Consider the following 26,334-nt stretch of genomic DNA (forward strand, 5'->3'; position numbering starts at 1 on the left):
TTGAATGTTATGACGGCAGTATAAAACGCTTTATGTTCTGCGAAAAACGCCGTAGGCAAGCCCGGTTGCCATGGCATCAGTGCCGTCTGCTTCGTTTTCTTCGTTTTTGAAATTCGGATCATGCACGATTCCTTCAGCTTCACCTTCCGTGAGATGCCGCTCATTGCCTGTATATTTGGGTTCAAGTGCTTTGATGTCTTCTTTATCCATCGTCATCCCTCCTTTGGCAATAGGGTTAGGAGCGGTCTTCGGATTTATGCACGATTTGTAAAAGTTTCGTTGACGAGCTTTCAAGTCCCGTGTTATATTTATTTTTGTTAAAACATCATACGCGGTCATGGCGGAATTGGCAGACGCGCACGGTTCAGGTCCGTGTGGGCTTACCCCCGTGGAGGTTCGAGTCCTCTTGACCGCACCATACCTACAAATGAAACTCTTCTTAGGAAGGGTTTTTCTTTTTGATCTAAGGATGTGTCCAGGCATGTTCTGACTGTACAACTGCGGAAGCTGGAAGAAGACGGTATCGTTCAACGCACCGCATTTTTAACGATACCGCCGAAGGTTGAAATGCACATTAACCGATTTTGGTAAAAGCTTGGAACCCGTTCAGGAGCAAATGATAAAAGTCGGGGAGCAAATGGCGCGTTTGTGATCGTTATGGATAACCCGGATAAGCGATAGTTTGATGTCTTATCCGGTTTCTGTTGTTCAATCACAATGCATCCCCTCCGAAGATCCGTGGCTGAACCCCTCTAATCTCAAAAGTCAATCCAAGTTGTAGGAAACTCCTGTTAATTTTTCGGAAACCTCCCATAGTTTTTTTGCTTCTGTAGAATGATACAGCTTCTCGATTATGGGATCGCTCTTTGGAAAACCTTTTAAGCCTCTTCTTCCGTCCGGCCCAATATACTCCCCGCCACTAAGATCAGGTGATGTGGCGCTATACAACGAGGGCAATGCGCCCATATGCGCCGGCTGTGACATGAAAAATGCTAGTAGTCGCATCCCAAGATTGGGACGTTTTCCCGAACCAAATGAAGCGAGATTGGTATTCGAATATCCTGGATGGCAGGCGATACTTTTCGGATTCATTTCATTGTGACTGAGCTTGTAATGCAACTCTCTGGCGAAGAGCAGATTCGCCAGCTTGCTTTGACCATAAAATTTAAAGGCGCTGTATCCCTTGGAACCGTCTAGATTATCGAATGCAATGGCGGCGTTGTGAGCGGCCAAGCTGCTTAATGTGACCACTCTTGAAGAAGGAGTAGCAACCAACAGAGGCAGCAACAATCCAGTTAATGCAAAATGTCCCAGATGGTTGCAGCCAAACTGAGATTCAAAGCCATCCTTGGTTAATCCATAAGGGGTATTCATAATGCCTGCATTGTTAATAAGAATGGATAGGGACTCATACTTCTGTTTAAATAAGTTTACAAACGTTCTAATGCTGCTTAAGTCGCCAAGATCGAGTTTCATTTGCTCCACTTTAGCTGTAGGGTTGACAGATTTGATTCTATGGAGCGCCGCTTGGCCCTTATCCGCATTTCGGACGGCAAGAATAACCGTTGCTTCCTTCTCTGCCAATACGGACGCTGTCTCGAACCCGATTCCGCTGTTTGCACCTGTGATCACCACAACTTTACCCGACAAATTGGGAATATTATCTTTTGTCCATCTGTTGCTCATATACTTGACCTCCGTCATATTAATACGAATGAATAGCCCCTTGAAAGAGACTATTCACTCGGAAAGTTCTTTACATACGATTCGACAATTCTGCAATCGTTTCTTTCGGACCCGCGCCATGGCGCACATCGTACAAGGCCGAAAGAAAATGCTCAATTATATGGGTGTCATAGCGATTTCCTTCCATCTCGGCAAATGTGCTTCACGTTCATTTCACTGCCGGTTGCCGACAAGGTCAAAATATCGAAAATTTTCAGCAAAGCATCCGGATATTTCTTATAGCTGCACAAGTCCCATACATCGCCATCGTATATGACTCCGGCCGCGATAACCTTTGCCGTATCAAGCACAGCGATTTCGCGACTCTATCGAACAAGTCGGATGCTTGTATTCTCTCCGAGCCGTAAACAAGAAGAGCGTTTTTAACGCCATAAGGGTGCCATGTAACTGCCGAATAAGTTTTCTTTATCTTTTCCGAATTCAACTCTCGACGGATTGTAGAATGTAAAATCCTTCATAACGTAGCATTCTCCTTTTTCTGACCTTAGCGGTCTCATTTTTTTGTTTCTATTCTTAACATTAAACGTAAATCCCCTGCTGTTACATATCCTGATTACAGAACAATTTGTCTGAATTACTGATGGGTTAAAAGCCGTAATTGGCACAAGTTCATCGTAGATTTGACTATGTATTAGGCGTAAATCCAAGTGTATAATTACATTGAATTTGAAATGACTATCGGCAAAATTCACATTCGCGCTTTGCTTAAAGGGAGTTTTTTACAAATGGTAAATATAGAATCGATATCCGTACTGCATGACATTTTGGGCTATGCAAAACCTAAGCATCCATTAATCACGTTGATAGATTACAGTACAATGAATCCTCATGATTCATATTACAACGTCCCAGTCAAGCTGAATTTCTATATGATTTCTTTGAAAACTAATGCCGAAGAGTGCGAACTACTATATGGGAAAAAGTATTACGACTTTCGTGAAGGTAGCCTTATGTTTGCAGCACCTGGACAAATACTCGCCAATGGAAACGGGAATAGCAACCAGAAATCGGACTGTTGGGTGCTTTGTTTCCATCCCGATCTGATTAGAGGCAGCGCATTGTGGCATAAAATGTCTGAATATAGTTTTTTTGAATATGAGGCAAATGAAGCTTTGCATCTTTCGAATCAGGAAAAAGAAATTGTGGAACGTATCGTCAACCATATTCAGGTTGAATATAGCGGAAATCTGGACACATACAGCAACGACCTGCTTATATCAAATCTGGAAGTGCTCCTGAACTATGCCAGGCGCTTTTATGGGAGACAATTTATTACAAGAACGGCCGTCGTCAAAGACTCCGTTGCCAAATTTGAGAGGCTTCTGCAGGAGAAATGCTCTACAGAAGCCATTGAAAAAGCGGGGATGCCCAGCGTAAAAAGACTCGCTCAAGCGATGGGGTATTCTCCTAACTATCTTTCGGATATGCTAAAAAAAGAAACGGGGAAAACGGCACAAGAATTTATAAAATTGCACATATTGGAGACTGCTAAACGGCTACTTCTGACAACAAAAGAACCCATATATCTGATTGCAGAGAGGCTTGGCTTTGAACAACCATCCAGTTTCACCAAGTTTATAAAAATGCAGCTAGGTGTGAGTCCCGTTGATTATAGAAAGATGAAAGCTGAGTGATTCAGGGTAATTTCATGAGGAAACTCAATCATGAATGGCCAATGCAATCGCCCTCGCCAACCATAAGGTGGCATCGTCGAAACGACAACAGCAGATAGCCTCGGTTATTGGTTTGGTAGCGGAAGGCAAAAAAGTTCTATTACTTTTAATTAATTTGCTTGAAGCGCCGCGATGACATCGGCAACCAACCGGTCGGTTCCAGCGATAAGACCGTCTGGATAAGAGGTCATCCCCAATCGTACGACGACCAGATGCTGGGACGGTACGATCACAACATACTGCCCCATATTGCCCATGGCGAAAAATGCATCATGCGGCACATGGGGCATCCCCCAAGCAAGACCATACGGCGCATTGCCACTCACAGCAAGGTTAATCCAAAATCCAGCTCCATAGCCTGTATCCAGCGTTTGTGAGGATGAGTATTTCACCCACCCTTCCGGCAGGATGCGGTCGCTTCCCACCAAGCCGTCGTTCAGGTATAAGAGCCCAAAACGAGTCCAATCGCGAGCAGATGCTAACATGGACATCGCACCGTTTGGTGTGCCGGTCGCATCAAACTCCAGCGTCACGTGTTTCATGCCGGTCGGCCCGAAAAGCTCACGCTGTGCAAACTGTCTGACATTAGAGGCCTGACCACCGACGGCGTCGCGGATAATGCGTGAGAGAAGTATAAAGTTGCCGTCGGTATAAGCCCATTGGGTTCCGGGCGCAGCAATTAGTTTAGCCTTCTCGGCGAAGCCCGCCATGTCTCGCTCGAGAAATATCATTCTGGATGCAGGATCGAATCCTGTACTGGTTTGTTTAAGCGCGAGTCCGCTTGTTTGCCGCAACAATTCATCTGTTGTGATCATGCGACGCGGATCTTTTTCATTTTGCCATGCTGCAATAGGTGCGGGTTGGCCGACATTCAGTTTTCCCTGCCGATCCAGAATGCCTATCAGCGCGTTAGTGAAGGATTTTGTCGCCGAGAATCCCAATAATTGCGTATCTACGCCTATGCCAGGAGCATAACGCTCGGCAACGATTTTTCCGTCTTTGGCCACAACGATCGCTTGGGTGCGAATATAAGGCGGTTGCTCACGTTCTGCAAAAGCCCGGTCGAGCGCGGCGGCAAGTTGTTCGTTTTTAGGCACAACCACGGCGGGTCCGGCTATTTCTGGAGCTTGCGAATCCGACGGGCCGTCGATAGAATTCGAATCAGCAGTTGTAGCTAGAGTAACGTCCTCGGGTGAATGCACCAACATGCACCCCAGCCCATCGCCGTACACTGCCTGAGTTTTGTAAAGTCCTGCTATTGTCGTTGTTACATCGCGCTTTTCATGGTCAACGTTGATGTGGATCAAACTGCTGATGAGGCTGATGGCCCCTTCAGGCATGACCATGTCCGCGTAAACCTGATTGGCATCCATGCCCGAAACAAAGGTTCCAGAACAGACTTCTTTACTGGTATAACCTGAAGCAACCATCAATGGTTGATAAAGCACAAACCCTGAGCTAACGAATAGTGTTAAAATGACTGCGATTGCAAGCAAAGTAAATCTGCGTTTTTTGTGGAATGTCATTTCGCGCCCAACTCCTCGAATCCAAAAGTATACGCCGTATACAGGGTATTATACGTATACAGTGTATACTCGTCAACTGTCTTGTGTTATAATATTATTATCATTTTTCTTTCGGGGGCGTTGAGTTTTGGTTCACAATAACAATGATCAAATTTCTGGAGGAACGCATAACCAGAAAGCTCCTGTTCGCCTTAGTCGAGAGGTAATCGTAGGGCTGGCATTGCATATTGCGGATACGGAAGGAATTGAAGCAGTAAGTTTTCGACGCTTAGCCCACGGGTTCGGCGTAACTCCCATGGCCATCTATCGGCATGTCCGCAATAAGGATGACCTGTTAGACGCTATGACCGAACATATGCTGGCTTCATTCGATACCTCGGCAGTACAAGAGGCGGATTGGCGGGATCAGGTGAGGGGTTTACTTTACGCTCTGCGTCAGGTGTTGCTCGTACATCCATCAGGCAGAAACTTGCTGTCCAGGCGATCTCTGCCTTCAACGAACAGGCTCAAAATTTTCGATACTTCGCTTGGCGTCCTTCGCAGCGCCGGCTTCGAGCCACAAGAAGCATTCTTGATTTTTGAACATTTGCTAAATCTAGTGGTGTCGCTAGTTGTGACGGGGGATGGATACGTACAAGGGTCGGAAGAAGAGCGCCAGGTATGGGGGGCTAAATTGAGGGGGTTCTATGGAGACCTTCCGCAGCAACAATATCCATGGCTCGTTGAAGCAGCCCCGAATATTGCTGCTCGCGTCGAAACGGAACGTCATTTTGAGTTCGGCACAGACCTCCTAATGGCTGGCTTGGAGGCAATGGCAGCCAGCAAACGTTCAAAAAATCTTTGAGGAAGCGGCTTGAAATCGACTTCGAGTCCGCTTGGCCGCATCCATCGTAGCAGCCCCTTCAAATCTGAAGGGGTCGTTTCTTTATTGCCTGGGAAATGACGCATAGGTTAGCAGAGAGCGCTTTTTATGTGCGATGGACAAGCAGGTGGGGTAGGCAGCTTGCTCTAAGCCTTATATAATAAATATCATCTGGCGGCAAATAGGGGGTCATCCTATGGAAGAAGATTGGAATTTATTTGAGCGCATCCGGGATCGGGAGCAGGTTCTGGTTTTTATGAACACTGCTTTGAAGACGAAGGCCCCATTCATAGGTTATGGCCAACGAATTACGATCGTATTCAATATGTATAGTTTGTGGGATATCTCCGGGAGCTCGACGCAAAAGGCGCAGCAGCTGTTTTACGAGCTGGAAGATAAGCTCATTTCACGTATGAAACATAGAGGATATGCCATATATGCTGGGCGTATTTCTTCACATAATAAAATGGAAATGTTCTTCTATGCGAAGGATGACGGGGACTGGGAACCGGAATTGAAGCGGATCATGGCGGATTTTCCAAGCTTTCGCTACTATTCTGTGATGACGGCAGATCAAGACTGGAGTTTCTACCTGGAAGAAATGGCCCCGTCTCCGTTAGAGGAACAGTGGATGCGCAATGCGAAAATCGCCTATGCGCTGAAGCGCCGGGGGGACAATTTGGCCATAGCCAGAGAGGTTCAGCATTGGCTTCATTTTCCGGATTCCGCGCGGATGAATGAGATGAAGAGCAAAGTCGGCAAGCTTGGCTACATCGTCATTGTTCCGGAAGTGGAAACTACGCGAAAAGTAGATGAGCCGTACGTCCTTCACCTGAGCAAGCTGCACACGCTGGATGTTCCCACGGTCAATGCCATTACGAAAGAATTGTTCGTTCTTGCTTCTGAGGCCGGCGGGACTTATGACGGTTGGGGAACGCGGCTTATTCTAAAGTTTCCTGCGAAAGTGCGCGCCTATTTTAAAAGGACGATCCTGCGACTATTTTCCGCCTTCAAATAAAAGCCTGGCCTTCGGGAGTATAGCAGTTCTCATGGAATTTAGGTATAATACATAGTATAGATCGTACAAGTATTCATTAAAGGAGTTGACAGTTTCATGGATAGAACAGTGACGGTATCCCATACAGGCAGTTTTGCTCATGTGCTTCAAACATTTGCCGTTTCGCTCCTGATCTCCTTTCTCGGAACATTAATCGGAGCTATGGTTGTTCCGCCTTCTATGATCATGTTTTTCGTTGTCGCTGAAGTGGTGATGCTCATTGCAGCTATCGTGATTCGGATTCGCGGCAAAAATATCGGGTACGGATTTCTGTATGCCTTTACTGCGATTTCCGGTGTGACCCTGTATCCGGTCATTATGGCATACGGCGGCATGCTGGGAGCCAATGTCGTATCCGGCGCCTTCTTCGCCACAGCGGCAATATTCGGCGGTCTAGCCTTCTATGCACACCGTTCGCAGCGTGATTTCAGCTTCCTGGGCGGTTTCTTGTTCGCAGGCACGATCGGACTTGTGCTGATGAGCGTAATCGGCATGTTCGTTAACTTCGGCTCGGTAACGAACCTGGTTTGGTCGATGATCGGCATTTTAATTTTCAGCGGCTGGGTGCTTTACGATGTAGCGCAATATCGCAATGGCGTAGCATCGGAAGAGGTTCCGCTGGCAGCGCTCAATATTTATTTGGATTTCATTAATCTGTTCCTGTACATCTTGCGTTTCATAGCTTCTATTGTCGGCATCAGCAGAGATTAGGATGTAACGCATGAAAAAGCACTTTCGAACCCGCTTAGGGGATCGAGGGTGCTTTTTAATTGATACAAGCACGATTTGCGCCCTCTCTTCATACAATTTAGTGATCCTAAAAGGGAGAGAGGAGATTGACCTATGGCGGCTTGCAGTACTTGGACGTATAGAGGGATTTCGTCTTCGGTATTTCGATCGTTACAACAAGTAGGAAAGAAACAGGGATTCTCGATTCCTAATGCGGCATCGGGCAAATTCATGATCACCGTAGTTGGCATGAATGTCGGTTTCCAATATGCTTGGGATATGAATGCGCAAACCTTGCTATTGCAGTGTGATAACAAGCCGATGCTGCTGGGCTGCAGTACGATTAAATCATTTGCGGATAAAATTGTTGCGGAGAGCGGCGGAAAAGTCAGTTGAATCCATGGCTTCCACCTGTCTGTGCCGTTTAAGCCCGGAGCTCTCTGGTTACAATAGGGAGAAAAAGGCAGGTGGGCGTATGGCCAAAAGTGATGAGCTGGTCAAGTACATAACACAGCAAGTCGTGACCTATATAGACACGCCTCGGGATGTTCGTCAGCAGGCAAAAGCAATGAACAAAGAGAAGCGCGAGCATTGGCAAACACGCTGGTTCGGCATGCTGCCCTTAGCAGCACGGATGCTGTTTGATCAGTTCAAGCCCAAAAAATAAACGGCGCAAAAAAGCTGTCTGCAAAGGTCTGCAAGACCTGAGAGACAGCTTTTATTTTGTGCCTGCGACCGTACCGGAGGCTTTAATAGACACGGCCCGTTTGGAGCGCAGTCGCCAGTCGGACGTACCTCGGTCCCTCATGATCCAAAACAAGATATGCCGAGTCTTCCTGCCAGGCTTGATAGCCAAGAACAGCGAGAGGCAATGTGACCTTATTTTCATAAAGTTCAGTGACATAGGTCAGATTCGTATGCGTTTCGAGCGCGCCTTGAAGTTCTGCAAGGCTTGCGACCTGAAGCGGTTTGCCTAGAATCCAAGGCATCCGGTCATAAGGGTCGAATGCCGCATGCAGAGCTGTAGTGGCTTCGCCCTTCAAATCTGTGGCAGGGAGGACGTTGTCCTTGTCCAATGACTTCGGCGCCGGGTCTTCCGTTAGAGGAAGCACCTCGCCTGATTTGGCATCTAAGTAATAGGTTTGGTTTTGAAGTTTGATTTTCCAAACAGCAGTTAGGGCATCCATATATAAGCGTTCTTTGGCAATCGTGTTATCAGCGGTAAAATCAGAATAAGAAGTAGCAGTTGGGATGAGTTCCTGCTGTACCAAAGAGCGATACAGCGTGGTCAAGCTGAAAAGCGGATGCTTGCCTGTTCCATACTCCGTTAAACGGAAAGAGCCGTTTTCTGTGGCATGTACAATCATATACCCGATATCCTCGCCGTGATCCGTGAGAATGACGACCCAGCCGTGTGTGCCGGGGCCTAGCGGGTAACTGTTCCAAGAGGCTGTTTGCCAGCCCTTGAACCCTTCTTCGCGAGCGAGCGTCAAACGCCACTTGTCGATGGTGGCATTCAAGGTGGATTCGCTTCGCAGATCCGGCACAGGCTTCGCTGCAGCAGAAAGCGTGCTGTCAGCTGCGGCTTGTCCGGCATTGTGCACGAGGCTTGTCCGGTCGGGATTATCGCCTGCAGAACTTTGCGCCGGTATGAATATTAAGCTGCCTATACATATGAAGCAGGCTGCTGTCCATGCAGTCCACAACTTCATTCGTGTTCACCTGCCTATCGCTAACCTCTCATTTGTATGAATCTATTGTAATTCTTATGCTATAAAAAGATTGTTAGAACCTGTAGTGTTAATTTTGGATGTTTTAGCGACTAGCGTCAGTTCCTGGGTGAACGTCCGGCGTTCAAATGGAACAGTCCGCAATTGATGACAGAAACGGCGATGCGCGGCTTATGCTGCCAGTCGATTTCTTTGAGGCGGTTCCGGCATTGCGTTTCGATTTCGTCTCTTTTATCCGGTTCTGCGCTTAGCAGAAGACCGTTATAGTAAGACTCCACACGGTCGATTTCGCTGCGGTGCTGCTCGTTGGCTTCGTCCGCCCAAGAATGATCATAGGCGCTGATTTTGCGCTCAAGCGTCATTTCGAGCTGGTTCACGGCTTTGGACAGCGAAATCGTATCTTGCAAAATATGACTGTTCGCAGGCAATTTTGGAGAAAGGCTTTTGGTTAAGAGATGTTTGTGAAAATGCTCGCGAATCTCGCCGCTGTTCAGCTGGATAGCGAGGGAGTGGATTTCGCTTCGCTTACGGTCGCACGCCAGCTCAACTTTGTAGTTGACACAGAGCCAAGTGTCATACACAAGGGAAGCGTGGTACGTAGCTCCCATCGGAAAAGGCTCCTCGAAGAGATGCACGAATTTGCCGCGTTCCCGGACGATGTGGAACATTTGCTCCAACCGCCTGCTGCCGAAGGTGACGTCATCCTGTGGAACACGTGCGGTAATGGCCGTTGGAGCGAAACCGAAATAGCGTCCGAGAATGCTGTCGGAAGAGCCATCCGCAGCTCCATCTTGGTTCGGAGCGGGGGGGCCGCCGCCATTCGGAGGGCTTTTGACTGCGGCTGGGGCAGCTTTGGGTTTAGCCTCCAGCTTCATCTGTTCCGGATCGAAGACGAACTTATAGGTCATCGTTTCGGCGGGAGCGCCGGTCCGTTCCACGAAACTCCAGTAATACGGCCGGCCTGTCATTTCCCGGTCCGCTTCCGGAGACAGTTTGGCTGTGACATAGGCTGGGGATTTCTCAAGAATCGTACAATTGTAGGCTTCCAGAAAGCGCATGACGAACGTGTGAATATTGCGTTTATTCATGGTCTTACCTCACCGTTTTGTACGCTGCCTACGGCATCAAGGATGTGTTGGAACTCAGCGCCATACACCGGATTGTGTTCAATCTCTTCTTTGATTTCGGCGAATGAATGGCCCAGCTCATCAATTTTTCTGCGGATGTCTTCCTGCGACCCCGATTCCATCACCATACGGAATAACGAGGTTTCGAGGGAGCCTTTTTTCTCGATCTTCTCCAGAATCGTGTCGAGCTGCCCGATCACCATTTCGAACATATTGATTTTCTCATGCAGCAAAGCGAGGATGTGCTCTTCGATCGTATTCCTCGTCGATAAATTATAAATGTTGACATCATGCGTTTGGCCAAGACGATGGACGCGGCCGATTCTTTGTTCCACACGCATTGGGTTCCACGGCAAATCGAAGTTAATCATGTTATGGCAAAACTGCAGATTTATCCCTTCACCGCCGGCTTCGGTTGCAACAAGCACTTGTACGCGGTTGCGGAACAGATCCATCATCCAATCCTTTTTGCCCCGGTTCATGCCGCCGCGATAAGGGACTGCCGTAATTTTATGCTCTTTCAAATAATTGAGCAGATACTCCTGGGAAGCGCGATACTCCGTGAAAATAATCACTTTATCATTAATGTCCCGGACAAGCTTCATCGTCGCTTCCGCTTTGCTGTTCGCTTTAATGCTGCGGATAAGCTCGACCAGCTCCCATATTTTGGCGCGAGCCGGCGAATCCTCGGCAGTTTTCTTGAACAAATTCACGAGTGTGATGAAGACCGCATCCCGGGAAGAGCAAACCTCCCGTTGAAGCGTAATGAGCGAAAGCATGCTGCTAAGGTCTCCGGCGCTTTCCTCATACCGCGTGCGAACGAACCTCGTGACTCCGTCATAGAGCGCTTGTTCCTCCGGGGAGAGCGTGAGCGGGATGTTTTTGACCATCCGTTTAGTGTAATGAACGCCGCCGTCGCCCCGCCGGTTACGGATCATCACCTTGGAAAGCTCTTGCTGAAGCTGGATCTCGTTTTTGGGAATTCTTTTGCCGACAACGAAATTGGACTTGAAGGAGCTTTGGCCTCCGAGCTGACCGGGCTTGAGCAATGTGATGAGATTATAGAGCTCTTTCAAATCGTTTTGGACCGGCGTGGCGGTGAGCAGCAGGCAATACTTTTTGCGCAGCTCGTTCACGAAGGTGTAGTTGGTCGTTTTTTTATTTTTGAGCTTGTGGGCTTCGTCCACGATGAGCATGTCGTATTCCAAACCCATCACGATTTCCCGGTGCGGGTCGCGTTTTGCAGTATCCATGGAGGCGACGATGATATCGCTTTGCTGCCACATGTACGCTTTCTTATGGGCGACGGCTGGTATGCCGAATTTGGTATTTAATTCACGGACCCATTGCAGCACAAGAGATGCCGGCACCAGAATAAGCGTTTTGCGGACCAAACCGCGGACCATGTATTCTTTTAGAATCAACCCAGCCTCAATCGTTTTCCCGAGTCCAACTTCATCGGCCAGAATCGCCCGACCGCGCATCTCATTGAGCACTCGCTTTGCCGTATCAATTTGATGAGCCATAGGCTCCAACTGCCCTAAATGAACGAGAGATTGCATTTCGTCGAACGTAGAAATAAGCCCCGATTCTTCCGATTCGTAGGCCAATTGGTACAGCGTCCAATCGTCCCATGGCCCTCCTCCGCGCACGCGATGATCCAGCTCAGTCAACCAGTCCCTTTCAAAGTGCATATCCAATCGATGATGAATGGGGCGAATGTTCTCTTGCTGTTCATTTTGACGCATGGATGTGCCCTCCTAAGAGTTTTCGTAAGAAAACGCCGAATACGTGTTAGTATGTCCATAAGAGGCGCTTTCATAACTTTTCCATCGTTAAAACAGCTAAGGAGATCGCGCGGGAGTCTGGAGGCCGGATAGGAATTCTAAGAGGAGAAGGTTTTGTGGTAAGATAGAGGCTGTCTGTACAAAGCAATGTTGGAAAGAAAGGGTGACGGGTTTAACATGACTGCCTGGCGATTTATACATACGGGAGATCGTTCTCCTGCTGAAAATATGGCTTTAGATGAAGCGATTCTGACTGCGCACAGCGAGGGAATCGTACCTCCAACGGTGCGTTTCTACGGATGGAATCCGGCAACGCTGTCGATAGGCTATTTCCAAAAAGCATCGGAAGTCGATCAGGAAGCCGTAGCGAAAGAGGGGATTGGCTTTGTACGCCGTCCAACAGGGGGAAGAGCGGTACTGCACGATAAAGAGCTGACATACAGCATTATCGTAGCCGAGGACTATCCGGGCATTCCCCGAAATGTCACCGACGCCTACCGCGTCCTGAGCGAGGGGCTGCTTCAAGGTTTTCGCGCGCTAGGACTTAACGCCGAGATGGTGCAGCTTGCAAGCGATGAGGAGAAGGAGAAATACGCGTCAGCCGGATCCGCAGCATGCTTCGACTCTCCTTCATGGTACGAGCTGGTCGTAGAGGGCCGCAAAGTTGCCGGAAGTGCGCAAGTTCGGCAAAAGAACGTCGTGCTGCAGCACGGCTCGATCCTTCTGGATATGGATACGGACCAGTTGTTCCGGATGCTGCGTTTCTCGAACGAGAAGGTTGCGGAGCGGATGAAGTCGAGCTTCCTGAAGAAAGCTGTAGCGATTAACGAGCTGCTCCGGGCGCAGGGCAAAGAGGCGGTTACGCTCGGGCAAGTTGAAGAAGCGTTCCGTCGTGAAATTGGACTCGGTTTAGGCGTGGAGCTGGTTGAGGCGCCTTTGACACCGTTTGAGGTGGAGTTGACTGGTCGTCTGGTGAAGGAGAAATATGGTACGGATGAGTGGAATTTGCGGCGGTAATTGGGAGTGCAGCTAGAATAAAGAGTGGACACATCATTGACGGAATTGGATAATGAATATATCAGGAGGTGTTCCCGTGGATGAACAACGGAAACGTTATAATGAAGAATTCAAGAAACAAACTGTAAAGTACCTTCAGGAGCAGACGAAAACGGTAGAGGATATCGCCCTAGAACTGGATATACCAGCGGAAACATTACATTCCTGGAAGGCGAAGTATTGTGAATTCCCAAATGAGCCCCTTGCAAATAGCGATCGTATTCGAGAGCTCGAGCAAAAGATTAAAGAAAAAGAACGTGAGCTTCTTGAAAACGAGCGCCGCATTGCGGATGTGAAAGTCGAGATGGCCATCATAAAAAAGGCAGGGCACATCTTCAGCAAGCCAAGGAACTGAGGTTTCAGTTCATTGAAGAACATCGCTCCGAGTTTCCTGTGGAGAAGATGTGCTATGTTTTCGGCGTTTCTAGGAGCGGATATTACAAATGGAAAAACCACAAACCTAGCCAACAAAAGTTGAATAAGCAAAGCATGATGGAACGAATCCTCTATCACTTTAACGATAGTGAGAAGCGCTACGGTGCTCCTAGAATTGCGGTATTATTGCAACAAGAAGGTCATGATGTGGTGGAACGAACCGTGGGAAAATACATGAAGGAACTTGGCTTGCGTTCCAGTGTTTCCGGTAACTTTAAGGTTCAGAATACCGATTCCAAAACTCAAAAATAATGGTCCAAGGTTCCCGCTATTTCACCTGAGACAAGACACGTTAATAAATGAAAAGCAGTCCCAGGAGTATTTTCTACTTCTGGGACTGTTTCCTGTTACGCTGTTACGCAAACGTGCGAACGAACTCCTCTTGCAGTTTGCGTGTATGAGTTCCCGGTATGCCCGTTCCGATCGGGTTGCCGTCTACTTCCAGAATGGGCGTGATTTCTACTGTCGTTCCTGTAATAAAGGCTTCGTCAGCGTTCGCGAGCTGAGCTGTCGTAAAGGCTTCCTCTTTAACCGGCATGCCCAAAGCGCGGGCGAGCCGCAAAACGACAGCTCTGGTGATGCCGTGCAAAATCAAATGATTGGCCGGATGCGTATAAAGCACGCCATCCTTTACGATCATGAGGTTTGATGCGCTGCATTCCGTCACGGTACCTTCGCGATGCAGTACAACCTCCTGCACGCCGTGATCGAGCGCTGCTTGCTTCGCCATGACATTGGGCAGCAAATTGAGCGTCTTGAGATCGCATCTTAACCAACGGATATCTGCGAACGTAATGGCTTTGATACCGTTATGTATCGTTGCGGCGGGTCTCGGCACTTCGGTGCAGTAGGCAAGCATGACCGGTTCCGCTTGAGAAGGGAACGGATGCGCGCGCGGAGCTTCGCCCCGGGTAATTTGCATATACACCGTGCCGTCAATGAGCTTATTTTTTGCTACCAGATCCGTAAGAATTTGCCCTATTTGTGGGATCGTAAAAGGGAGCGTGAGCCGCACATCGTTTGCGGTCCTTTGAAGCCGCTGCAAGTGCGCTTCCTGTTCATACAGCTGCCCTTGATATACCCGGAATACTTCGTAGATGCCGTCTCCGAAATAATAGCCGCGATCATCCGGCGAAAGATGAATCTCGCTTTTGGGAATGAATTCATTTTTATAAAAGTACATGGTTCTAACATCTCCTTAGTCGCTTTCTTGAACAGGTCAATTATCAAATAAAAAATTTCCGAACAAATGTTCTAAAAAAGAAGCTTTTGTGGTATCCTAAATATAGGTTAGCAGAGGAAGCCGCTATCGTCAAAAGGAGCGGAGAGCCTGCCCGTTTTTGATGAAATAACTAGAAATTCAGAGCAAATTTCAGCTTAAGGGATCATAGCTTGTCTTATTAATTGAAATTAGTCCTTTAGCCATTCGAAGACCAATATCTTGTGTTGTATAATGGATTTCTCACACCATATATTGTAATTTTCATTTTAGTTGCAGCTGGATCTGTAGCTTATTGGGAGGGCATTTATCGATGGGGATTTCGCAATCAGGCAAGAAGCTGGAAGGGTTAAGCGAGAAAATATTTTTGGATCGCTATGCACTCAAGAATGCAGATACGAGCTTTGCTAAGGTAGGGGACACTGTGCTCGTTTTGACGAAGGACGACCCCAAATTCCCAGCCAAAGAGGTAGGCGAAATTATTAGCCGTGAAGGCGACATCGTTCAAGTAAGAACTCGCAGCGGTGAGACCGTTAAGTCTCCGGTTGAGAAGCTTACCCTAAACATTGAGAAGACACCTGAAGAGATGTGGGACCGCTTGGCCGGCGCCATGGCTTCGGTGGAAGCGACATCAGAGAAACGCAACGAATGGACAGATAAATTCAGATATATTTTAGATGATTGGAAACTAGTCCCAGGCGGGCGGATTGCCGCAGGGGCGGATGCGAGCGACGAACTGACGCTTTTCAACTGTTACGTCATTCCTTCTCCGCACGATAGTCGCGGCGGTATTATGAGCACCTTAACGGAAATGACGGAAATCATGTCTCGCGGCGGCGGAGTCGGCATTAATCTATCCTCCCTTCGCCCACGCCGTTCCGTTGTTAAGGGAGTAAACGGTTCATCCAGCGGAGCTGTATCATGGGGCGGCTTGTTCAGCTATACGACCGGCCTGATCGAGCAGGGCGGAAGCCGTAGAGGCGCGCTTATGCTGATGATTAATGACTGGCATCCTGATCTGGAAGATTTTATAACCGTGAAGTCGACCATGGGACAAATTACAAATGCCAATCTATCCGTTTGCGTAAGCAATGGATTTATGAAGGCTGTCAAGGAAGACCTGGAATGGGAACTCGTCTTCCCGGATACGACCGATCCTGACTATAACGATAGATGGGACGGCAATTTGGACGCCTGGAAAAAGCTTGGCAAAACCGTCAAGCCTTATCGCACAGTAAGGGCACGGGACGTGTGGCATACCATTATCGAATCGGCCTGGAAATCGGCTGAGCCTGGTGTCGTATTCATGGAATACTACAACCAAATGTCGAACAGCTGGTACTTCAATCCGATTATTTGTACCAATCCGTGCGGGGAGCAGGGGCTTCCGGCTTGGGGAGTCTGCAACTTATCGGCGATTAATTTATCGAAGTTTTATGATGCGGAGAAGCATGATGTGGATTGGGCGGATTTGGCCACCGTTGTGCGCTACTCGACTCGTTTTCTCGATAATGTCATCGATAAGACGCCGTATCATTTTGAAGAAAATCGTGAGAATCAACAGAAAGAGCGCCGTGTAGGCTTGGGCTCTATGGGCTTAGCGGAGCTCATGATTAAATTGAAAATCCGTTATGGAAGTCCGGAATCTTTGGAGTTTTTGGACAAAATCTACGGCTTTATGGCAAGAGAAGCTTACTTGGCATCGGCAGAGATTGCAGCTGAAAAAGGTTCTTTCCAAGCGTTCATCGCCGATAAGTTCCTGGAGAGCGGCTTTATGAAAAATATGACCAAGGTATTTCCTGAAGTTGGCGAGGCCATTAGGAAGAACGGCATGCGCAACGTAACCGTCATTACGCAAGCTCCAACCGGAAGCACAGGGACGATGGTCGGCACCTCGACCGGAATTGAGCCGTACTTCGCGTTCGAATATTTCCGTCAGAGCCGTCTGGGCTTTGACAAGCAGTATGTACCGATCGCCCAGGAATGGAAAGATGCGAATCCGAATCAGGAACTGCCGGACTATTTTGTAACTTCCATGACGTTGACGGCGGAAGATCATATCCGTGCGCAAGCGGCGATTCAAACTTGGGTCGATAGTTCCATCTCCAAAACGGCGAACTGTCCGTCCGATTTTACCGTAGAAGAGACCAAACGGTTGTATGAGCTGGCATTTGAACTTGGCTGCAAAGGCGTCACGATTTATCGGGATGGCAGCCGCGATGTGCAGGTGCTGAGCACAAGTACGGACAAGAAAGAGGAAGCCAAAGTAGAGAAAAAAGCGGAAGAAGCAGCTCCGGTTGCGGTTGCTGCTGAGGCGGTTAAAGCAGAGGCGAAGACGGAGCAAGTCTTCGATAAGCAGTACAAGCGCCGTCCGCAAATTCTTCGAGGTGCGACGTATAAAGTGAATACGCCATTCGGCATGGCGTATATTACGATTAATGATATGAACGGAACGCCGAGTGAAATATTCCTTAACGTAGGGAAAGCCGGCTCCGACGTATTTGCGATGTCCGAAGCACTCGGCCGTGTGTGCTCGTTGTTCTTGCGCTATGGCGACCACGGGGACAAAGTGAAGCTGCTCGTGAAGCACTTGAAAGGCATTGGCGGCTCCGGCGCCATTGGGTTCGGTACCAACCGCGTCGAGTCTATCGCAGACGCGGTTGCCAAAGCGCTCGAGCAGCACGACGAAGTGATGAACGAGCAAGACGACGCGCGGAACTATGTGACCGCGACGAGCGAGGTGCTGGATGCGCCAGCACCGGTTTCGAGCGGGCACGCCGCTCATGGCGGCAGCGGCGTGGGCGCCGCGCCGAAGGACTTGTGCCCTTCTTGCGGCTCCGCTTCGCTGATTAACAGCGAAGGGTGCAAGAACTGCGCGAACTGTGGCTACAGTCGCTGCTCGTAGGGAAACCAGGGGGGGACCCCCTGGTTTTTTTGTTGTGAACTGTAAGTTAAAATGTCGGTGATTGGAAGATGAAACGTCGTTGAGTTGGAACATAAATGTCGTAAGCCCAAACCTTGTAGGTACGGGCTTTTCTCTATTTAAGTTGTTAAATATTAGATATCTAACTCAAGGTATTTTAAAGATAATTACAAAAATAGGGAAGGATAGAAGTTTGAATGTTATTTGTCGCTTTCTATTTGAAATGTAATGGATTTTAAGGAATATAAGTATAGATGTTAATTTAAAGGAAACAGTAAGAATCCTCAGTATAACTTACATTGAATTTACATAAAGTCAAAAGGGATTTGTTCCAACTGTCGAAATATCTAGAAAAGTTAAACTTGTAATGGGGTTAGGTGCGAAATGGATTGTTGCACATTATGTGCAAAAGATATTAATTCTGTAGTAATTAAGATACTAAGCACGTTTCTGTGTGGCGTCATAAATATTGAGGGAATTTTCAAGATAATTGAGAAAGCGATTTTCTGATTAGATGAGAAGTGTATAATTATGCGATGTTATGCATTTGTCGAGAGAAAAGTTGAGGATTTGTTTGAAATATAAATTGCTTAGACCTGCGAACAACGACGTTTACAGGTTTTATTTTGATTGCCGGGTAAAAAATAGCTGATCAGCCCATATTGCATTTCAAAAAGATTTTAATTATTTAAGCCGGATTATGGAGGATTTTGGAAAAAACATGTCGGACTATAAATGATATTAGAATAGACGATTAAAGTGATGTTGGAAGGTGAGATGACTATGGGCAAACAATTTATCAAGGATCCGTAATGAATAGACCGTTCATTCTATATAAATCCCCTTTTGATAATGGAAATATTGGTATTGGCTTGGCAGTGTTTGAGGGTGATGAGGCTAAAGGCTGGAAACTGAGTTCATCAAATGCAATGTATAATGAGAATAAATTGTTAATAGATCAATCTGGAATTAACTTTAGTGATAATGTTAGAAGGCATTTAATATATGGTTTTATAAATGATCTAGAAATAAACAAAATTGAAATAATCGATAAGAGCAATCAAGTTATTGAGGCTAATATTATTCAGACTAATTGGAAGAGAGTATATTTCGGATTAGTTGAAATGAATGAATTGAGAATTAATGTCTATGACAAGAACAATAAAATCCTGTTGGAAGTACCGTACAAGAGCAAGAGTTACGTTATTGTAAAGTGAGGTAATTTGGGCGGAGATGAAGTCTCATTTATTTAAACCTTCTAAATATTTAGGACGCATTAAATGCCTTCGCCTCGAATATCAAAAAAGGATTGAGGCGTACATCCCTCAATCCTTTTTTCTATGCAAGGCGTGGATTATTGTATGATTTGTTGAGCCACAATAACCAAGTCAAGAAGGTCAACTTTGCCATCATGATTCAGGTCGGCCCGTTGATATTGATTCCAATTCGGATCATCTGAAGTTCGACCGTAAGCTGCCGCGACGATCGCCAAATCACCGATGGAAATCTTTCCGTCGCCGTTCATATCGCCTGGAGTGGAAGTGTGAACAGATGACAGGAAAGATTGCAGAGCTGCTTGTAATTCTGCGGCTGCTTGCTCAACCTGCTTTTGGCTGGCCTGTTCATTGCTCGCTACAGCTTGAGCTTTGTCGATTGCCGCTTGAAGACCGGTTTTGGAACCAACTGGATATTGGCCTGGCGCACCGCCTTCTACCGCTGAGTCATAGGCTTGCTTCGCAGAAGCAATAGCTGCTTGAAGATTTGCTTTATTGATTACAGTAATAAGAACATGAGCCTCTGCACCCGGCACACTGAATTCCGATCCGTCCGCTTTGGCAAGGACGATATTCTGAACCAAGACCGCTGCGTTGGCACCTTGAGCCAGTTGCTTAGACTTAAAGGTGAATTTCAGTATATCTCCGTCCGTATGAACGGCATGAGAAGGTCCTTCGCTAAAGGAGATAATGCGAATCGTACCCGCGTCGACTTGTTTATGCCCGGGTACGATGAATCCTTCTTGCAGCGATGACACCGAAACGAATTCGAGCTGTTCAGGATCATATTTGATAGTCAGGTCTTGTGCCAAGTAGGAATCCGAAATGTCGGTCAACCCATATTGAACATCAAATGTTTGGCCGGCTGGCACCGAATTTCGATCAGTATGCAAGGTTGCCGCTGGATGGATAGATGTACTGTAGAGAAAACCAGCGTTCACCCAATCCCCATGGTCGAAGTTCTTCCCGTCGTAATCATCAAGAGTCAGTTTGATTTGTTTCGCATTTTCAGGAAGCTTAACATTGAAATTCCAATATTCATTATTTCCCATTAATGGAGAATCAGCCAACAAGACTCCGTCAACATAAACTTTGAAAATAATGCTTCCTTGGCCATCTTTATTAACTTCGTTATCCACACCTACAACAGCAACAAAACGCTTAGCGTCCGGAACGATATTGTAGACGATATCAGAAGGCGCATGAGTACCTATCCCTTTGCTATACACTTGCCCCGCCACTGTCAGCGGGTTGCCGTCTATTGATTTATTCAGTTTGATAGAGGAAAATCCGGTTGTTGCGCTCACCCATGTCAAATCATTTAGATAAACATCCGGTAAAGGAGGTGTAGGCAGCATATGTTCCATGCTGAACAATCTTTTTTCGACAGAAACAACATCATGTCCCTGAATAAACAGTTTAGCTTTAATGACAGCGCTGCTTGTTGCAAACGAGAATGGAACTGTGTACAAGAGCGATTGTGGGCCAGGTTCGCTTCCATCCAGGGTGTATCTGATTTCATAGTTGCTGCCTTCCGCGTTTGTTTGGAAATGGACTTTACCGCCTTTATCCAGCTTATCTCCGTTTCCGTCATAAGTAATTTCCAAATGAGGAGAGGTTTGATTAAATCTGGCGGATATATCCGTTCCGGAGCCATCGCCCGCCAATATTTTGGCACGGACTGTTGAAGGGCCGGTTATTTGGATATAGTTTTCATATTTTGGAGAAGCAACTGTCGGCTCACTTCCGTCCAGCGTATAGTGGATCTCGCTTTGAGAGCTTGCCGCATGCAAGATGACCTTTTTACTGTCAACAAATCCGCCGCCATAAGGCTGCATATCCAATTTGGAAATTTTGGCGACGTAGCCGCCGCTGGCCCGCAAGTCGGCTGTTAATTCTGTATTCTTATTTACGTTCTTAGATGCCAACGAATAGCCTTGCTGCTTCATTAAATCGTCTCCGTAGATCGCGGCCTGATAGGGGCCATCGCCTAAGAAAGACAAGTTAATCTTCAGGCTCCGGGCGTCTAAACCATTAATGACCGCCACATACCAGGTCGTTCCATGACGTCTGGCAAACGCGGATACCTGCCCGATTTCACTGCCTGGCAGAACAATGGTTTCATCCCAGGTAGACGGCATGCTTTTAATCAATTCTACTGCAGGATTGATCAGCATCTTTTGGGGGTGTTCCCCGAATACTAAGTAAGGAGATGTAAAAGTAAGCGCGGTTGCAAGCTGATTGCTCCAGGAACTGTTGCCCAGATGCCCGCTAAAGCTGAGAGGTGTATAGTCGCCGTGACCTGCTAAGTACCTGGTAAAAGGTAGTGTTGCGTTAAAATCAGCGGGAGGTGCTCCTTGCTCTAATCCGTAAACGCCTTCTCTGCTCAATTCATTGGGATACGTGCGCGATAGGCCGGTAGGCTTATTTGCCCCATGGAAATTAACCATGAGGTGGAATTCTGCTGCATCAATCAACGTATCGCGGTAAAAATTCATTTTATACATTTCTTCGCCATCGATAAAGTCAATTTTAACGCCTGCGACTCCGAGAGCATGCAGCTTTTGAAATAATTCACGGCGTGCTGTCTGGTCGTATATGCCTTTAATTCCATTGCGGTCCGGAGCGGCTTTCCAAACCCAGGTTGCTACATTTTTCTGTTTTCCGTAGTCTACAACATCTTTCAAAGCATCCCAGTAGGTACCGCTGCTGCTGACCCAACTTTGCCATCCTTCATCTATGAGATTATAAGGAATTCCGAGTTCAGAAGCGTAATCCGTATAAAGTTTCATATTATTAACGGTAACACCACCGCCACCCAGCCACGACCATGTTGAGGAACCTGGAAGGATCCAGTCTGCATCTTTATACGAATCGGACGGAGGCGCCGAAACGTTACTGATAATATCGTTGTTGACCAGACCGTTTAGATCTGGGCTTATCATCACGATTCGCCATGGCGTTTCGATTTGGCCTGATAAAGACCAGCTTCCTCCATTTTGGAAATTGGCTTTAAATATTCGATTACCGTTCGCGATTAAAGACATGCCTGCGTAATTAACAAGCGCCCCTTCTGTAATCGATGCATAGCCGAGATTGCCTGGCAATTGAATGGTCAAAGGTGGAGCCATTTGGGTGCCGGCTGGCACTAATTCGGCATTCGCTTTGGTATACTTGCTTTCATAAGAAGTTATGTTCGTTGAATACCAAATCTGGCTTCCCGCCGGAACTTTAAAGCTGGAACTTTCTCCTGAAATCTTGCGGGCAGCCATGCCCTCTGGAATTAGATAACGGAATGCGATGCCATCGTCAAACATCTTCACTTCCAGGGTGTATGGCAAACCGGTTATGACATTCGTAACAGGGATTTTTGTAAGCGTATGCAAATCTTTTGCAATGGAATGAACGCCCGTCCAAGGATACGATTCTTGAGCTGGAGCACTTCGTTCCGGCATCCCCAGTTCAACTCTATTACCAATATCCATACCGTCTGCCAATACGCCTAAATTGGACTCTTCGATGACCACCTTACCGTTCATATTTACGGAGTAAACCAATTTGCCGGAGCTTTGTTTGACCACGCCCGTTACTTTACCGTTAGGACTCGAAACCTCCACAGGCTGCGATTCATTTGGAGTGCCATGCGCCGAGTCTAGAATAAATCCAGCGTCAACCCAGTCCCCGTGGTCGCAAGTGATTTCTCCCACCGAGTCTACGACGAGCATTAATTGTTTAGACCCGGCAGGAATAGGTACATCGAAGGTGTATGAGCCGTTTTTAAGCACTTCTGGCGAGCTGGCAAGATCGACACCGTCCACCTTTACGATAAACTTCACCTTTGCTTTCACACTATCAGGGTTGCTGTTTATATCCGTATCAATCCCGGCCACTGCTACGAAGCGGCTGTAAGCAGGATACAAATCATATACAATTTTGGAATTCGCATGAGTTCCGATTCCATTGCTGTATGACTTACCGGCAACGTTAAGGGGATTTCCGTCAATGGATTTATTTACCTGGGTCGTCCCCCATCCGGCTTCAGCACTTTTCCAATTTAAATCCGAAAGATAAATATCCGGTTGTTGATAACTAGCTGCTGCGGTCTGGACTTCTTGGGCACTTACAGATCTGATGTTACCAATGGCAGCAGAAAGCAATAACGTAGATGCCAGCAATAGAGCTACGCTTTTCGCATAAATTCGGCTCCTCAAAATCATCATTTCCTTTCATTTTAGGTATTCGATTTCGTTTTTCGGCTCCTCACTTACTGCCAAGGTAATGCATAGGATTCAACTCCTTTTTTACTTCTCTCTTTTATTTGATACGTAATGTATCAAGCGGGAGAGAGGAGTATCCTTTTTATTCATCTCTCCATAAGTTGTGGCTACCAATTCGCGGAATTTTTAATCATCTTTCATCATAATCGATTGTAGAAACAATAATAATGAGGTAATACTATCCTTTCTTCCGATTTTTTGTCCTTTTTTATCTTCGGCGGCTAATTGGGCATCTTCATTTTTCAGGCTATATCATCCAGTTTTTTGAAAAATATGGTACGATAAGGGGGGTGCGCTAAGTACTATTGATTAGGAGAATATTCCATTGAAGAAACATTCCAAACTAATTATTTCATTATTTTTGATTCTGACAACAGTCATTTTATCTTTACAGTATCCTGATGCAGAGCCGTTAGGTGAGAAGCTTTTTTTGTCATTAGGAATACCTGTATGGTCAAATAGACATTCAGGTTTTAACTATCTGGGGATTTTCATGGCTATAATCTTTATTGCTAGTTTGTTACTTTTAAAAAAGTCATTGCGTAAACATCAGAAGAAAACAGTATTTTTGGTCGGTGTTCTCATATTATGGATGCCTTCCCATCTCATCACCGGTTATCAAACTTTTTTTGCCAAAGGGATTTACACGTTAGAATACGTAAGAAATAGCGGTACATGTACCTATAAGAGTGAAGATCCATGGATAACGGGTAAATGTACGATGACGTTTATTAATCATGGTCGAAATGATGTGAATTTTTCAGCCGCAATTCGAAATGTAAATTTCCCGGACATCTCGTTTTTAGAATCCCTGAACGTTATTAGTGATCAAATTTTATCTATTCATCCTCATGAAACGAAGACAATAACCGTAGATTTTACGAAATGGGCAGGAAACATCGGTATTCCGCAAAGTGGTAGTTATTCAGGGGTGAATCTCAGGATTAGTGATGGAACATCACAAAGAAACTTGTAATAAATATTCCTGTTTACTAGGGACTTGCTTATTTGTAAAATAGCGAAAACCAGGAACATAGTTTTATGTTCCTGGCTGCTTGGAATGTTCGCATAAGCGTGAAGCTAAGCGAATTACGGTTCATCCATATATTCTTCTTCGTTCGGAATGCTGTTCAAAAGGTCTTTATCTTTTTGTTTCTGCTCTTGCTCGGTATTGCAGTTAACAATACACTTCATTATTTCTTCGGAGTTGTCTTGAATGTTCGTGTACTCGACCATGTATGAACCTCCTTTCATCCAAATTATATACCTGACAGGTTAATTTACTTGACCACTTCTTTGGCATACTTTTGTGCGTTTGAAGTAAATCCACTTGTCGTGAGTACAATGCCACCTTTAGCATCCTGTTTGACAATTTGAGAATGGATAATGGCAATTGGATCAAAAGAGACATCCTCTTTATAGCATTTTACTTGAACAAGAATGAGACCATTACTCCGTTGATGTTCGATGTCTACCCCATAATCCCCCGAACTCTGTGTAACATATGTTGTTCCCCCGTATATTCCCTCTAGAATATCGGCTACAAAATATTCGAATTCATAAGCCTGAAATATTCATAGTGAAGCATTCGAATTGGGTAGTATGTATAAATAAGTTCATTTTAGTATTAAATGTAATTTGATCGAGAAATCTAGTGAACTAAAAAAAGCAATTGCGAATAAATGTAATAAAAATTAATCTATGCATAATTATGGATTATCATTGCCTAGGAAATCTCTATGCGTCTTGCAATCTTTTTTAATTTTTAATGTGACGTCAACTTCATTCGAGTTGAGGAATTCGACCTATATTTTCTAAAGTCTGTTTGAACGCATTTTTATACACACAGGAACTGCATAGCTTCCAAGTCCAATATCTCCCGGAACAAACAAGTTTAGCTGCTATTTTTACGAGTTGAGTTCGCACTGTTTCCATACGACTTGGTTGCATGTTCGTCGGAAGGCAGAGCCTTCGAAACCAATTATTAAAATTGTACGCCAGCATGCAGATTTGCAGTTTGACCTCATTCGCTTTGAAATTCGTGCTGCTCATTTTTTGGCAAGCAAAGCCGTTCTTAGCTTCCTTGATGAAGTTTTCCATGTGACCACGGTTGCAGTAGATACGAATGATATCTTCGGGATTTAACTCCAAGTTCGTTATGATGAAGGTGAAGTTGAACAACAGTTCACCTGCTGGCTTTTCCATTTTGATCACGACTCGGCGTTCACGGTTCCAGCTTTTTGCTTGATACTGAACCTCTGCGACATACACTTGGCGTATGTCTATGCTAGTTCCATCTAGCTTTTCATCGGCAATGGCTTGAGCAATCGATTGAAGGCGGGCGTTCGATTTCAAGCGAATGATGTAGTGCTTTTTCTGTGCTTCAATTAGCTCATATAACTCAGGGACGGAAAAACCACTATCGCCCCGAAGAAGAATAAAAGCACCGGGTGCCAAGGTTTCATATCTGTAAAAGAGGGGCTTCATAAATGAAGCTACATCGCGGGATGTATACACATTGCCTGGACGTAGTTCAGCTTTAAGGCAATCTCCCGTTAAACCATCAAAGCAAAATAGCGGGTGAAATCCTTTTTGCCCGTAGTGAGCATTGTACACGGCTCTTTCCTGTTCCCCATGAGCAGTAAATCCGGAGGAGTCTACATCGAAGATGAAGTGCTTCTCGGGATTGACTTTATATACCCGACCTTGCAAGTTTTCCGTAATATTTTCTAAAGATTTGATCGTATCGCCGTCCGATTTTACATGAAAACGGGACAGCGTGGGCTGAGAGGCGAGCCGTTCTTTATTTAAGATTGAAGTTAACAACGGCTCCGCATGCAAATCATCGGCATGGTCATCTGTATGATAACCACCCACGTGTTGATAAATCTTTTGGATGACGACATCGGCGTT

General features: G+C 46.2%; 25 protein-coding genes and 1 tRNA gene. 14 read left to right on the forward strand and 12 right to left on the reverse strand.

Annotated elements, in window-relative coordinates; translation table 11 throughout:
- Window positions 1–30: 30 nt before the first annotated feature.
- Window positions 31–210, reverse strand: a complete 180-nt coding sequence (locus AC3WRW_RS05635) for a hypothetical protein (RefSeq protein WP_492545368.1) — start codon at window positions 208–210, stop codon at window positions 31–33.
- 121 nt (window positions 211–331) lie between these two features.
- Here AC3WRW_RS05635 and AC3WRW_RS05640 point away from each other — a divergent pair.
- Together AC3WRW_RS05640 and AC3WRW_RS05645 are read left to right on the forward strand one after the other, a co-directional pair.
- Window positions 332–418: transfer RNA gene (locus tag AC3WRW_RS05640), tRNA-Leu, on the forward strand.
- Between the two features lie 53 nt (window positions 419–471).
- A complete protein-coding gene (locus AC3WRW_RS05645; RefSeq protein WP_492545369.1) occupies window positions 472–591 on the forward strand; it encodes a winged helix-turn-helix transcriptional regulator in 120 nt (39 codons plus the stop codon).
- Between the two features lie 174 nt (window positions 592–765).
- Here the strand turns inward: AC3WRW_RS05645 and AC3WRW_RS05650 are convergent, their stop codons facing one another.
- Both AC3WRW_RS05650 and AC3WRW_RS05655 read right to left on the reverse strand, forming a co-directional pair.
- A complete protein-coding gene (locus AC3WRW_RS05650) occupies window positions 766–1,686 on the reverse strand; it encodes an oxidoreductase (RefSeq protein WP_492545370.1) in 921 nt (306 codons plus the stop codon).
- A 167-nt stretch (window positions 1,687–1,853) separates the two neighbouring features.
- The gene (locus AC3WRW_RS05655) at window positions 1,854–2,036 is read right to left on the reverse strand and encodes a hypothetical protein (protein ID WP_492545371.1); all 183 of its coding nucleotides are present in this window, start codon (window positions 2,034–2,036) and stop codon (window positions 1,854–1,856) included.
- Between the two features lie 381 nt (window positions 2,037–2,417).
- On the opposite strand from AC3WRW_RS05655, the gene AC3WRW_RS05660 reads away from it, so the two are divergent.
- Window positions 2,418–3,380: a helix-turn-helix domain-containing protein gene (locus AC3WRW_RS05660; protein WP_492545372.1), complete on the forward strand. Its 963-nt coding sequence runs from the start codon at window positions 2,418–2,420 to the stop codon at window positions 3,378–3,380.
- Window positions 3,381–3,529: 149 nt separating this feature from the next.
- Here AC3WRW_RS05660 and AC3WRW_RS05665 read toward each other — a convergent pair whose 3' ends face one another.
- Window positions 3,530–4,945 (reverse strand): serine hydrolase domain-containing protein, encoded by a 1,416-nt coding sequence (locus AC3WRW_RS05665; RefSeq protein ID WP_492545373.1) that lies wholly within the window; start codon window positions 4,943–4,945, stop codon window positions 3,530–3,532.
- Between the two features lie 127 nt (window positions 4,946–5,072).
- Between AC3WRW_RS05665 and AC3WRW_RS05670 the strand changes: the two genes are divergently transcribed.
- The 5 genes from AC3WRW_RS05670 to AC3WRW_RS05690 all read left to right on the forward strand — a co-directional run bounded on the left by AC3WRW_RS05670 (window position 5,073) and on the right by AC3WRW_RS05690 (window position 8,260).
- Window positions 5,073–5,789 (forward strand): TetR/AcrR family transcriptional regulator, encoded by a 717-nt coding sequence (locus AC3WRW_RS05670; RefSeq protein ID WP_492545374.1) that lies wholly within the window; start codon window positions 5,073–5,075, stop codon window positions 5,787–5,789.
- Window positions 5,790–6,003: 214 nt separating this feature from the next.
- On the forward strand, window positions 6,004–6,825 hold the full coding sequence (locus AC3WRW_RS05675; protein WP_492545375.1) for a DUF695 domain-containing protein: 822 nt from the start codon (window positions 6,004–6,006) through the stop codon (window positions 6,823–6,825).
- Between the two features lie 96 nt (window positions 6,826–6,921).
- Window positions 6,922–7,575, forward strand: a complete 654-nt coding sequence (locus AC3WRW_RS05680) for a Bax inhibitor-1/YccA family protein (RefSeq protein ID WP_492545376.1) — start codon at window positions 6,922–6,924, stop codon at window positions 7,573–7,575.
- A gap of 132 nt (window positions 7,576–7,707) precedes the next feature.
- Complete coding sequence (locus AC3WRW_RS05685; RefSeq protein ID WP_492545377.1) at window positions 7,708–7,989, forward strand: hypothetical protein; 282 nt, start codon at window positions 7,708–7,710, stop codon at window positions 7,987–7,989.
- 79 nt (window positions 7,990–8,068) lie between these two features.
- Window positions 8,069–8,260: a YqzE family protein gene (locus AC3WRW_RS05690; protein ID WP_171683522.1), complete on the forward strand. Its 192-nt coding sequence runs from the start codon at window positions 8,069–8,071 to the stop codon at window positions 8,258–8,260.
- A gap of 82 nt (window positions 8,261–8,342) precedes the next feature.
- Here AC3WRW_RS05690 and AC3WRW_RS05695 read toward each other — a convergent pair whose 3' ends face one another.
- From AC3WRW_RS05695 to AC3WRW_RS05705, 3 genes are all read right to left on the reverse strand, one after another.
- Window positions 8,343–9,305 (reverse strand): hypothetical protein, encoded by a 963-nt coding sequence (locus AC3WRW_RS05695; protein WP_492545378.1) that lies wholly within the window; start codon window positions 9,303–9,305, stop codon window positions 8,343–8,345.
- A gap of 116 nt (window positions 9,306–9,421) precedes the next feature.
- Window positions 9,422–10,411, reverse strand: a complete 990-nt coding sequence (locus AC3WRW_RS05700) for a YqhG family protein (RefSeq protein WP_492545379.1) — start codon at window positions 10,409–10,411, stop codon at window positions 9,422–9,424.
- Window positions 10,408–12,198 carry a DEAD/DEAH box helicase gene (locus tag AC3WRW_RS05705; protein WP_492545380.1) on the reverse strand — a complete coding sequence of 597 codons (1,791 nt, stop codon included), beginning with the start codon at window positions 12,196–12,198 and terminating at the stop codon, window positions 10,408–10,410. The genes AC3WRW_RS05700 and AC3WRW_RS05705 overlap by 4 nt, the downstream gene beginning before the upstream one ends.
- A gap of 216 nt (window positions 12,199–12,414) precedes the next feature.
- Between AC3WRW_RS05705 and AC3WRW_RS05710 the strand changes: the two genes are divergently transcribed.
- The 3 genes from AC3WRW_RS05710 to AC3WRW_RS05720 all read left to right on the forward strand — a co-directional run bounded on the left by AC3WRW_RS05710 (window position 12,415) and on the right by AC3WRW_RS05720 (window position 13,980).
- Window positions 12,415–13,254, forward strand: coding sequence for a lipoate--protein ligase family protein (locus AC3WRW_RS05710; protein ID WP_492545401.1), 840 nt, complete (start codon window positions 12,415–12,417; stop codon window positions 13,252–13,254).
- Window positions 13,255–13,330: 76 nt separating this feature from the next.
- Window positions 13,331–13,648, forward strand: coding sequence for a transposase (locus AC3WRW_RS05715; protein ID WP_492545381.1), 318 nt, complete (start codon window positions 13,331–13,333; stop codon window positions 13,646–13,648).
- 134 nt (window positions 13,649–13,782) lie between these two features.
- Complete coding sequence (locus AC3WRW_RS05720; RefSeq protein ID WP_492545382.1) at window positions 13,783–13,980, forward strand: IS3 family transposase; 198 nt, start codon at window positions 13,783–13,785, stop codon at window positions 13,978–13,980.
- Between the two features lie 103 nt (window positions 13,981–14,083).
- Here the strand turns inward: AC3WRW_RS05720 and dat are convergent, their stop codons facing one another.
- Window positions 14,084–14,911, reverse strand: a complete 828-nt coding sequence (dat, locus tag AC3WRW_RS05725) for a D-amino-acid transaminase (RefSeq protein ID WP_492545383.1) — start codon at window positions 14,909–14,911, stop codon at window positions 14,084–14,086.
- A 349-nt stretch (window positions 14,912–15,260) separates the two neighbouring features.
- Here dat and AC3WRW_RS05730 point away from each other — a divergent pair, with 349 nt between their 5' ends.
- Complete coding sequence (locus AC3WRW_RS05730) at window positions 15,261–17,852, forward strand: adenosylcobalamin-dependent ribonucleoside-diphosphate reductase (RefSeq protein WP_492545384.1); 2,592 nt, start codon at window positions 15,261–15,263, stop codon at window positions 17,850–17,852.
- Between the two features lie 830 nt (window positions 17,853–18,682).
- Window positions 18,683–19,087 carry a hypothetical protein gene (locus AC3WRW_RS05735; protein WP_492545385.1) on the forward strand — a complete coding sequence of 135 codons (405 nt, stop codon included), beginning with the start codon at window positions 18,683–18,685 and terminating at the stop codon, window positions 19,085–19,087.
- 137 nt (window positions 19,088–19,224) lie between these two features.
- Here AC3WRW_RS05735 and AC3WRW_RS05740 read toward each other — a convergent pair whose 3' ends face one another.
- A complete protein-coding gene (locus tag AC3WRW_RS05740) occupies window positions 19,225–23,364 on the reverse strand; it encodes an NPCBM/NEW2 domain-containing protein (protein ID WP_492545386.1) in 4,140 nt (1,379 codons plus the stop codon).
- 382 nt (window positions 23,365–23,746) lie between these two features.
- Between AC3WRW_RS05740 and AC3WRW_RS05745 the strand changes: the two genes are divergently transcribed.
- Window positions 23,747–24,397, forward strand: coding sequence for a hypothetical protein (locus tag AC3WRW_RS05745; protein ID WP_492545387.1), 651 nt, complete (start codon window positions 23,747–23,749; stop codon window positions 24,395–24,397).
- A 113-nt stretch (window positions 24,398–24,510) separates the two neighbouring features.
- On the opposite strand, the gene AC3WRW_RS05750 is transcribed toward AC3WRW_RS05745, so the two are convergent.
- The 3 genes from AC3WRW_RS05750 to AC3WRW_RS05760 form a co-directional block, all read right to left on the reverse strand.
- Entirely contained in the window at window positions 24,511–24,657 is a 147-nt protein-coding gene (locus tag AC3WRW_RS05750) for a hypothetical protein (RefSeq protein WP_492545388.1), read from the reverse strand.
- A 44-nt stretch (window positions 24,658–24,701) separates the two neighbouring features.
- The gene (locus AC3WRW_RS05755) at window positions 24,702–24,995 is read right to left on the reverse strand and encodes a restriction endonuclease (RefSeq protein WP_492545402.1); all 294 of its coding nucleotides are present in this window, start codon (window positions 24,993–24,995) and stop codon (window positions 24,702–24,704) included.
- Between the two features lie 208 nt (window positions 24,996–25,203).
- Window positions 25,204–26,334 (reverse strand): IS1380 family transposase (locus tag AC3WRW_RS05760; RefSeq protein WP_492545389.1); only part of this gene is annotated, 1,131 nt, incomplete at its 5' end.

Source organism: Paenibacillus sp. FW126-R14, from assembly GCF_058789495.1.